This is a genomic window from Butyricicoccus faecihominis, from assembly GCF_024462775.1.
GTDB classification, from domain to species: Bacteria; Bacillota; Clostridia; order Oscillospirales; family Butyricicoccaceae; genus Agathobaculum; species Agathobaculum faecihominis_A.
Genome location: NZ_JANGCE010000024.1, coordinates 50,218 through 59,530 on the forward strand (window position 1 = coordinate 50,218; position 9,313 = coordinate 59,530).

Sequence of the window (9,313 nt, forward strand, 5' to 3'; positions counted from 1 at the left end):
ATGATGACGTTCAACACCGTACTTATCGCGGGCCTCGGCCTGATGGGCGGCTCGATGGCCAAAACCATCAAAGCGCGCACGAATTGCCGCGTGCTCGGCTGGAACCGCACCCGCGAAACCGCCGAGCGCGCCAAATCGGATGGCGATATCGACGCGGTCGCCGGCGAAGCGCTCTTTGGCGAAGCCGATCTGATCATCATCGGCCTGTATCCGCAGGCCACGGTGGATTGGCTGCTTGACGCCATGCCCAAGCTGAAAAAGGGCTGCGTCGTGGTCGATATGGTAGGCGTCAAGCGGTTTATGGTGGACCGGCTGGAGCAGGCCGCGCTGGACAACGGCGTGCACTTTGTCGGCGGACACCCAATGGCGGGGCGCGAGTTTTCCGGCTTCGATTACGCAATCTCGACCCTGTTCGACGGAGCGAGCATGATCTTCGTGCCCACCAAAAGCAGCGACGAGCAGGTGCTTCAATCGCTCGAATCGTATTTCATGTCCCTTGGCTTCGGGCAGACCGTGCGCTGCACCGCCGAGCAACACGACAGAATGATCGCCTTCACCTCGCAGCTCGCGCATGTGGTCTCCTCCGCTTACATCAAAAGCCCGGAAGCCGACCAGCACAACGGCTACTCGGCAGGTTCTTACCGCGATCTCACGCGCGTGGCCAAGCTCAACGAGAATATGTGGAGCGAGCTGTTCCTGTGCAACGCGGAAGCGCTCGCGACCGAGATCGACGAGATCATCGGGCATCTGGACGAATACCGCCGCGTCATCCGCGCGGGCGACCGCGACACCCTCACCGCCCTGCTGCGCGACGGACGGGAACGCAAGGAACGGATCGGATAAAGAGAATGCGGCTTTCGCCGCAGGGATTAAGAGGAGCGGAAAATCCAATGTCATTTAAGATAAGGTCAGGCAAGGAAAAAAGGTATCGCAAATGTAGGGCGCGACGCCCTCGGCGCGCCGAGAGCGAAGCACCGGGATAAGTGAGCGCATCAAACAGGCTGGTACGGCCGAGCGAAGGAACATAGTTTCTCAGGAAGCGTTACATCCCTTCGAGCCGGCGCGCCGGGGGCGTCGCGCCCTACTAGCTCGGTGATTCTCTTGTTTTTTCCTATGCGTTTCCCTCTCGGGACTTTGCCTACAGTCTAAAAAAGGACACATTGCTCATATCGTGGCAATGTGTCCTTTTTAACGCGCACTATCCAATCCATAAGGAATAACGTATTAAAAAAGCGAATAGGAATTTGTAATATATTAAGAACTGCATTATTGTACATTACCAGATGCAAAATTATATATTATAATTGCAAAAAACCCACAGGCTGGTGATTCGTTTGGAGAAGTTCACGATTGCGAAAGATACAGAAAAAATGTCTTCCATCAATAGGACCATCCGTTTTAAACCCGAAGTATTTGATGAAATACAGCAGCTGCATCAGGCTACAGGGGTTTCGTTCAACAAAATCTGTGCGCAATGTATTGAATACGCTTTAAAGCATTTGGATGATGACTCTATCAGCGAGGAAGAGGATGGCTACCATGGTTGACGCATTCACACGCTACGCCTATACTTTCCCCAAACTACTGGATGGCGCACAAGAAAGCGACGGCGATCTGCTCATGGCCGCCCGGCGTTACACGGAAAACCACTTTTCAGCATACAAAAGTCTCAAACAGCATGCACGCAACATATATTCCGATATGATCGGTGGTTTGTCCACCGACTTTCTAATTGAAGTAGAGGACCGCTATCACCAATTCGACGAATACCTGAACTGTATGTGCAAATTCTTCTTGTATCAAGGTATGGAAGCCGCCCTGCGGCAGTACCGCGCCATACCGGGCGAATCGCTCGCCCCGCTTGCGTTAAAAACCGAGTTTTCACGCTTTTTAAGCGCCGCACATATGACAGAACAGCGCCGGCTCGCATGGCTCGGCATACTCAAGGCCGGAGAACTGATCGGCTGCCCGCACCGCGATCGAAGCTACCAGCTCCAACGGGCACGGGAACGGCTGGCCTGCTGTTACATTTGCGTCGTTGTGGGCTATGAGCACGCCATGGCGCACTTCATCAATTTTTCCGACGCTTATCGGCTGGACTTTCTGTACCTAGCCGATCTGCGGCGTGATTTTCTAAAGCTCTGCGCCCTAGAGGAATTAGTCAGCCAAAAGGACTTGAAGCTCCTGATTTTGGATATTTAAAGAAAAAAGCGAGCCGCAATTTGCAGCTCGCTTTTTATGTATTCGTTTATCCCCGTTCCGCAAGGTAGCGGTACTCCGCCGACTTGGAGAGCGGCTTGAACGCGGGGCGCATGATCTTGCCGCCAGTCGAGACCTCTTCGAGACGGTGCGCCATCCAGCCGACGATACGGGCGGTGGCGAACAACGGCGTATACAGCGAGCGCGGCAGGCCGAGCATTTTGTATACAAAGCCGGAGTACATATCCACATTGGCGCACATGGGCTTCACATCGCCCTTCTTTTCAGCAAACACGCCGGGTGTGATGCGCTCGATCAGCTCAAGCAGGTCCATTTCGTCGGTAAAGCCCTTTTGTTCGGCCAGCGGACGCGCCGCATCCTTCAGGGCGACCGCGCGCGGATCGCTCTTGGTATAGATCGCGTGGCCCATGCCGTAGATCAGGCCGGAGCCGTCGCCGGCTTCGCCGTCCAGTATCTTGGCGAGGTAGGCGCGGACCTCCTCTTCGTCCTTCCAGTTGGAAACGTTCTGCTTGATCTCGTCGAACTGGCTGACGACGCGCAGGTTCGCGCCGCCGTGGCGCGGCCCCTTGAGCGAGGAGACCGCCGCCGAGATTGCCGAATAGGTATCCGTGCCCGAGGACGAGGTAACGCGCACCGTAAAGGTGGAGTTATTACCGCCGCCGTGCTCGGCGTGCAGGATCAGGCAGCGATCGAGCAGCTTTGCTTCCTCGTCCGTGTATTGGCCGTCCGGCCGGATCAGGTGCAGGATGTTTTCCGCGGTGGAGCGATCCGGGTCGGGCACGTGCAGGAACATGGAGTCGCCGTCGAAATAGCGGCGCTTGGCCTGATAGGCGTGTGAAATGATGACCGGGAACTTGGCCGTCAGGCTGATGCCCTGCCGCATGATGTTTTCCACCGTGGTCTCGTCCGGATTTGCATCATACGAATAAAGGGCCAGCGTGGCGGCGGCCAGCTTGTTCATGATATCGCGGCTGGGCGCGCGCATGATCATATCCTCGGTAAAATTTTCCGGCAGTGCGCGTTCCAGACCGATCGTGTGCTGAAAGTCAGCCAGCTGGCGGCGGGTCGGCAGCGAGCCGCACATCAGCAGATAGCCGACTTCCTCAAAGCCAAAGCGGTTTTCCAGCTCCAGCCCGCGGATCAGGTCGTATACATTATAGCCGCGATAGGTCAGGCGGCCTTCGATCGGCTCGCGCTCGCCCTCGTTCATGATGTAGCCGTGCACGTTGCCGAGACGGCTCATGCCCACGAGCACGCCGGTGCCGTCGGAATTACGCAGGCCGCGCTTGATGCCGTAGCGGGAGAAAAGCTCGGGTGGAATACGGGTGTTCAGGCGGAAACTCTCGCAGAGTTCGCCCAGCAGTTCCTCCCCTACAAAGCTGGGTTCATGTGTCATCGGGCTTTCTCCTTTCAGTCTAATCGTTCAGAATGAATATATTGTACCGCAATCCTGCAAAAAAGTCAAATCCACTCGCTTGGAATTTGTCACAAAAGCAAACTTGAACCAGTTTGTCCGCTTGTTCACAATGATTGTACGCAAGCCCGCAAGCGAGAAACTGCAAACACTTTTTTAAAATAAATTAGGAAAGCTCCGCGCGGAAACGCGCGGAGCAAGAATAAGCACGTGAGACTTTTACAATTTCCCACAGGTATTTCGAATAATCAGCCGAGGCTCTATCACCTGCTGGATCGGCGTTTTGTCCTCCGCCGAACGATGAAGCACTTGCAGGATCGCCTGCGCCGCCAGCTCTCCCAAATGATAGCGCGGCTCTTCAATCGTGGTCAGATTGATACGCGGCATAGAGGAATATTCAATATTATCAATGCCGATCACTGAAATATCTTCCGGAACGCGAAAGCCGTGCATCCAAAGATATTCCAGTATTCCAAGCGCGATGCAATCGTTACTGGCAAAAAAGGCGGTAGGCAGCTCACTGCCGCATGTCAGGATATGATTGGTGGCCTCAAAACCGCCTCGACGATCTGGATAAACCGTAAGCAGCGGGCTTTCCTGATCCGAGCCAAAATGCCGTTCCATTGCTTCAATAAAGCCCCGCCTCCGTTCATGATATGTATACGTTGCATCATCACTACCGATATAAGCAATACGGTGATGGCCCAGCGAAACCAGATAATTGGTCGCCATAGCTGCCGCAGCATAGTTATCGATCGAAATATAGTGCAGGTTTGGCCCTTTGGGCCGGTTAGAAATAAACACTACGGGCACAGATTCGTTTATCTGCCTTAAATTACGATAGGAATCATCGGACAGCGGATCCATGATCATACCGCAGATTTCCAGATTGGTCAGCGTTTGCATCGCCTCTACTTCATTTTGCAGCTTACCTGCGCTGTTGCACAGTACCAGACTGTAGCCCGCGGCGCGCAACGTATCCTGTGCCCCCTGTATGAGTGGTGGAAAATAGGGGTTCGTAATATCCGGAACGACAATGCCTATGACAGGTGCTACAGTACTTTCTGCGGTCGGTGTGCGCACATAACCCATTTGATCAGCGATATCACGAATATGCCTGCGCGTTTTTTCACTGACCAAGGCATTGTTATTGAGCGCGCGGGATATGGTGGCTACCGTATAGCCGGAGGCCTGTGCAATATCTCGAATGGTAACTCTCATGATGTCGGCACCTCATAGATGTTTAGATTTCATCCGTTGTTTTATTGCAACAAAATGATGTAATGTTTTTATATAAAATTATAACACAAATCATTTTAGCATGAAGTCTACAAATAGACCAGCTTTATTTTAAATGGTTTTATGTGAAAAATGTAACTAAGTTTATAATAATTTATCACATTTTTATATCCACATTATTGTCTGATATGTATATATATCCACGTTAAATTCGTCTTTTTATATGCTTATTTCACATATATTTTCTTGTTTTGTTAGCAATAACGCAGAAATACCTTTTCTATCTGAAAATCTATTGACATTTTTATATTCATGTCCATAATCAACTTATAAAATCAGCTGATTAACAATAGAACGCCAAGGAGGTTCGTATGGAAAGACGCTTTTACAACGTGAAGATCGGTGCGCATCCCATCAACTGGTGCAATGATGACATGGATTTTCTGGGAGATGAGTACACCTTTGAACAAATCATTGATGAGGCGGCGGCGGCCGGCTATGCCGGGATTGAACTCGGAAGAAAATTTCCGCGCGATCCAAAGATTTTAAGACGCGAACTGGGTAAGCGGGATTTGGTGCTTACATCCGGCTGGTGCGACACCATGTTTGCTTGTGCAGAGCTAAGGGACGAATATTTCCACGCATTTCAGGAAAAGGCACGATTCTTTCAAGAGATGGGGTGCCGCTATATCATCGCAGCCGAGGGCACAAATTCGTCCTGCTGGGATCCCCGCGAATACCGCGCAAAGCAGGGCGTGCGGAAAATGAACGATACGGAATGGAAGCTGTTTACGGATGGCCTGAACGAGGCGGGCGCTTTTTGCCAAACGCTCGGCATGGAGCTGGTGTATCACGTACACACCGGCACAGTGATTGAAACGCTGGAAGAAACGCAGAAAATGTGCGATATGACCGATTCCAATCTCGTTTTTATTCTCGCCGATACCGGCCATCTAAAAGTATGCGGCGTGAATATCCCTCAGTTTTTTGAGACCTTTGCCAATCGTATCCGCTACGTGCATCTCAAGGATGTCCGCCCGCTCGTGCTCAAAATTGTACGGCAGTTTAACATGGATTTCAACAGCGCAGTGCAGGTTGGGTTGTTCACCGTTCCCGGCGACGGCTGCATCGATTACCCTGCTGTCTTTGATATTTTAGAGAAAAATCACTATCAGGGATGGATGATGGTAGAGGCCGAACAGTATATCAAAACGCCGAACGCCTATGAGTTCGCCGAAATGGCGCGTGGATACATTCGCAAGCTGACAGGAGTTTAACACAGGAGGAAATATATGAAAATAAAAGCGGTGCGCATGCACGGTGCGATGGATCTACGTATGGACGAGGTCACGCTGCCGGAGCTCAAATCCAATCAGGTACTAATGCAGATCAGGGCCTGCGGCATCTGCGGTTCGGACATCGCCTGCTACGAAGGCCGGTCGGTAGAGGGCCGATATGATATCGCCCCCTACATCCCCGGCCATGAGTTTGGCGCGACGATCATCAAAATCGGCCAGGAAGTCAAAAACTTCTCGGTGGGTGACAAGGTGACCGGCGACTGCACCATGGGCTGCAATGCCTGTGTTAACTGCAAAAACGGGCTGATGCCCTCCGCCTGTCTGAACACGATCGATGCAGGCTTTCGTCCGGACAGCCCGGGCGCCATGGGCGAATACATGATCATGAACGAGGCCAACATTCATAAGATCCCCGACGATTGGAGCTTTGAAGAGGCCGCGCTGGTAGAGGCGTTCGCCATTGGTTATTTCGGCGTATGGGGCAGGGGTGGCAGCGTGGATGCAACGGACGATGTTTTGATATTTGGCGCGGGTACGATCGGTGTATGCGCTGCGATAACCGCCAAAGCGTCGAGCTGCAAAGTGATCATTGCCGATCCCGTAGCGTCCCGCCGGCAAAAGGCGCTGCAATTCGGCGCGGATATCGCTCTTGACCCCTTATCTGACGACTTTTTCGAGCAGGTGTTATATCACACAGGCGGGCACGGCCCGACGATCACGATCGAAGCCGCTGGTAACTCAGCCGCCGCCGCGGCCGCCATCAAAGCCGCCGGGCAGTGCTCCAAGATCCGCTTCATCGGCATTAATATGAAGCAGCTGCCCGTTATCCCTTTTGATATCGTCAGCAAAAACCTGACGATCGCAGGCTACAGCGGTACCGAGCATTTTATGACGCGCACGATCAAATTCATGTCTCGTATCAAGGACCGGTACGACCTACAGTCCATGTGCACGAAATATTTCGATTTTAAGGACACGGTCCAAGCGTTCGATTACGCAGCAAACAACAAGGAAGATAATCTGAAGGTAATGATTCGCTTTCCGTGAAAGGAGTGAACAACAATATGCGTTGGGGCATTATCGGTTCCGGAACCATTGTAACACAATTTGTTAACGACACAAGGCAGCTTAATGATACCGAGCTTGCCGCGCTCTATTCCCGATCTGCGGAAAAGGCGGCGCGTTTTGCCGCACAACACGGTATAGGTAAAGCCTATGCTTCATTGCAAGAGATGCTCGCCGATTCCACGATCGAAAATATCTATATCGGGGTGCCCAACAACCTGCACCTTGATTATGTGCTGCAATGTGTGGCTGCCGGTAAAAATGTTTTATGTGAAAAGCCAATGGGCATTAATCAGACGCAAGTCCAAACAATGCTGCAAGCCGCCAAACAGAACCATGTGCTGCTGATGGAAGGCATGTGGACACGTTTTTTCCCCGTAATGCATACACTGCGCGGTTGGTTTGCGGACGGCACGCTGGGGAACCTGCGCGCAGCCAATATTTCGCTTGGCTATAATGCGATCGCGGCGGGCGAAACAGCAACCTGGCGGTTCGACCTAAAATCTGGCTTTGGCGCGCTGATGGACATGGGAGTATACGGCGTACACTTTGCGCTCGACCTGTGTGGTGGCGCCGCGCCTACCACGATACAAGGGGCGGCTCATATCGCAAACGGACTAGACTACTATAATAGCTATCTGCTGAATTTTGGCGGCAAACTCATTTCGGCCTCCTCCTCTATCGTCAACGATACGGATCTTACCGCCAAAATTTATACTGACAAGGGCGAGGTGGAGATCGGCGCGCCGTGGTGGTATCCCACCGACATTTCGCTTTCTCTCATAAGCGGCGAAAAAAGAACGATTCGTTTTCCCCGCGAAGCCGACGGCCTGCATTACGAGGTACAGGTGTTCGAGCAATGTGCACAGCGAGGGCTGACCGAATGCCCGCTGTCCTCCCACAAAAATTCACTACAGGCAATCGCAATCATGGACGAGCTCCGCAAGCAATGGCATGTACGGTATCCGCAGGACGATCAGGCGTAATGCTGCACAATCCGTGTCGGCAGCCCCATTTAACGTAAGGAGGAACCATTCATGAAAAAGCATATCGCCATTTTATTATCCCTCACACTTTCGCTCACCGCGCTACTGAGCGGCTGCGGCCAAGCCGGGGGCAACTCCGCCTCAACCGCCGACAGTGCCGATGCCGACTCGTCCGACGGCGGACAAACCTATAAAATCGGCGTTACCATGTCAAGCCGCGATCAATTCCTATCCACTCTGGAAAAGGGCATTTTGGATGCGGCGGCCGCTGCCGGCGATTTTGAGATCGAAACTTTTGATGCCAATAACGATGTGCAAAAGCAGTACGAACACATCAACACTTTTACCAGCAAGCAGTTTGACGCGATCGTTGTCAATTTGGTCGACACGAATACCGGCGCCGAGGTACTTAAAATGGTAGGCGATATTCCGGTCATCTTTGTCGACCGGCGCCCCGCCGAAGAACTGCTCGTGGAAAACAAGACCTGCTATGTCGGCGCGGAAGAATATAAAGCGGGCCAATTCCAAGGCGAATTCCTAAGCGAATTTTTTAAAGACAAGTCTGATAAAACCATCCGCTACGTCATGTTCAAGGGTACGCTAGGCCTAGAGAACACCGAAAACCGCACACGCGGCGCACTGGAAACGCTGGAAAAGAGCGGCTTTACATTGGAACAGGTTTTTGAAGACACTGCAAACTTTGATCGCTCGATGGCGTTGGACAAGATGAACACCCTGCTGGGAACCGGCAAAGAATTCGACTGTGTGATCGCCAACAATGACGAAATGGCGCTCGGCGCGCTGGAAGCCATGAAACTGGTCGGCAAGGATCTCAAGGCGATCCCGGTCGTCGGCATTGATTGCACCGACGTAGCTGCTGCAGCGATCAAAGCGGGCGAAATGGCTTGCTCGATCTATCAAAACCCTGCCGAAGTCGGCGCGGCATGTTTCGCGCAAGCGTTGGACGTGGTGACGACCGGCAAAATGAGCGTTTTTAAAGACGTTCCTTTCCAGCCGGTCACTATTGATACTATCGACACGGTTCGAGGCTGAAAGGCGCCCCGGCGGTTGCCCCGCCAATGCGGGGCAAC

The 9,313-nt window shown here is 52.6% G+C and carries 9 protein-coding genes; 7 read left to right on the forward strand and 2 right to left on the reverse strand.

From position 1 onward, the window contains the following. The 3 genes from NE562_RS12430 (at position 1) to NE562_RS12440 (ending at position 2,202) form a co-directional block, all read left to right on the forward strand. Positions 1–843: a prephenate dehydrogenase gene (locus NE562_RS12430; protein ID WP_280962747.1), complete on the forward strand. Its 843-nt coding sequence runs from the start codon at positions 1–3 to the stop codon at positions 841–843. Positions 844–1,325: 482 nt separating this feature from the next. Beyond that, on the forward strand, positions 1,326–1,547 hold the full coding sequence (locus NE562_RS12435) for a hypothetical protein (protein WP_280962748.1): 222 nt from the start codon (positions 1,326–1,328) through the stop codon (positions 1,545–1,547). Continuing rightward, on the forward strand, positions 1,540–2,202 hold the full coding sequence (locus tag NE562_RS12440) for a hypothetical protein (RefSeq protein ID WP_280962749.1): 663 nt from the start codon (positions 1,540–1,542) through the stop codon (positions 2,200–2,202). The genes NE562_RS12435 and NE562_RS12440 overlap by 8 nt, the downstream gene beginning before the upstream one ends. 46 nt (positions 2,203–2,248) lie before the next feature. On the opposite strand, the gene NE562_RS12445 is transcribed toward NE562_RS12440, so the two are convergent. Then, positions 2,249–3,616: a citrate/2-methylcitrate synthase gene (locus tag NE562_RS12445; RefSeq protein ID WP_280962750.1), complete on the reverse strand. Its 1,368-nt coding sequence runs from the start codon at positions 3,614–3,616 to the stop codon at positions 2,249–2,251. A 237-nt stretch (positions 3,617–3,853) separates the two neighbouring features. Then, the gene (locus tag NE562_RS12450; protein ID WP_280962751.1) at positions 3,854–4,855 is read right to left on the reverse strand and encodes a LacI family DNA-binding transcriptional regulator; all 1,002 of its coding nucleotides are present in this window, start codon (positions 4,853–4,855) and stop codon (positions 3,854–3,856) included. Between the two features lie 389 nt (positions 4,856–5,244). Between NE562_RS12450 and iolE the strand changes: the two genes are divergently transcribed. Genes iolE through NE562_RS12470 form a run of 4 tightly spaced genes read left to right on the forward strand, consistent with a single transcriptional unit; the run spans position 5,245 to position 9,275 of the window. After that, positions 5,245–6,150, forward strand: coding sequence for a myo-inosose-2 dehydratase (gene iolE, locus NE562_RS12455; protein ID WP_280962752.1), 906 nt, complete (start codon positions 5,245–5,247; stop codon positions 6,148–6,150). A 15-nt stretch (positions 6,151–6,165) separates the two neighbouring features. Next, the gene (locus tag NE562_RS12460; protein ID WP_280962753.1) at positions 6,166–7,218 is read left to right on the forward strand and encodes a zinc-dependent alcohol dehydrogenase; all 1,053 of its coding nucleotides are present in this window, start codon (positions 6,166–6,168) and stop codon (positions 7,216–7,218) included. A 17-nt stretch (positions 7,219–7,235) separates the two neighbouring features. Then, positions 7,236–8,222, forward strand: coding sequence for a Gfo/Idh/MocA family protein (locus NE562_RS12465; RefSeq protein ID WP_280962754.1), 987 nt, complete (start codon positions 7,236–7,238; stop codon positions 8,220–8,222). Between the two features lie 51 nt (positions 8,223–8,273). After that, on the forward strand, positions 8,274–9,275 hold the full coding sequence (locus NE562_RS12470; RefSeq protein ID WP_280962755.1) for a substrate-binding domain-containing protein: 1,002 nt from the start codon (positions 8,274–8,276) through the stop codon (positions 9,273–9,275). Positions 9,276–9,313: the final 38 nt, after the last annotated feature.

Coding starts and splice junctions, on each gene's coding strand:
- NE562_RS12470 (WP_280962755.1), top strand. CDS start 8,274: ATGAAAAAGCATATCGCCATTTTATTATCCCTCACACTTTCGCTCACC.
- NE562_RS12450 (WP_280962751.1), bottom strand. CDS start 4,855: ATGAGAGTTACCATTCGAGATATTGCACAGGCCTCCGGCTATACGGTA.
- iolE (WP_280962752.1), top strand. CDS start 5,245: ATGGAAAGACGCTTTTACAACGTGAAGATCGGTGCGCATCCCATCAAC.
- NE562_RS12445 (WP_280962750.1), bottom strand. CDS start 3,616: ATGACACATGAACCCAGCTTTGTAGGGGAGGAACTGCTGGGCGAACTC.
- NE562_RS12460 (WP_280962753.1), top strand. CDS start 6,166: ATGAAAATAAAAGCGGTGCGCATGCACGGTGCGATGGATCTACGTATG.
- NE562_RS12430 (WP_280962747.1), top strand. CDS start 1: ATGATGACGTTCAACACCGTACTTATCGCGGGCCTCGGCCTGATGGGC.
- NE562_RS12440 (WP_280962749.1), top strand. CDS start 1,540: ATGGTTGACGCATTCACACGCTACGCCTATACTTTCCCCAAACTACTG.
- NE562_RS12465 (WP_280962754.1), top strand. CDS start 7,236: ATGCGTTGGGGCATTATCGGTTCCGGAACCATTGTAACACAATTTGTT.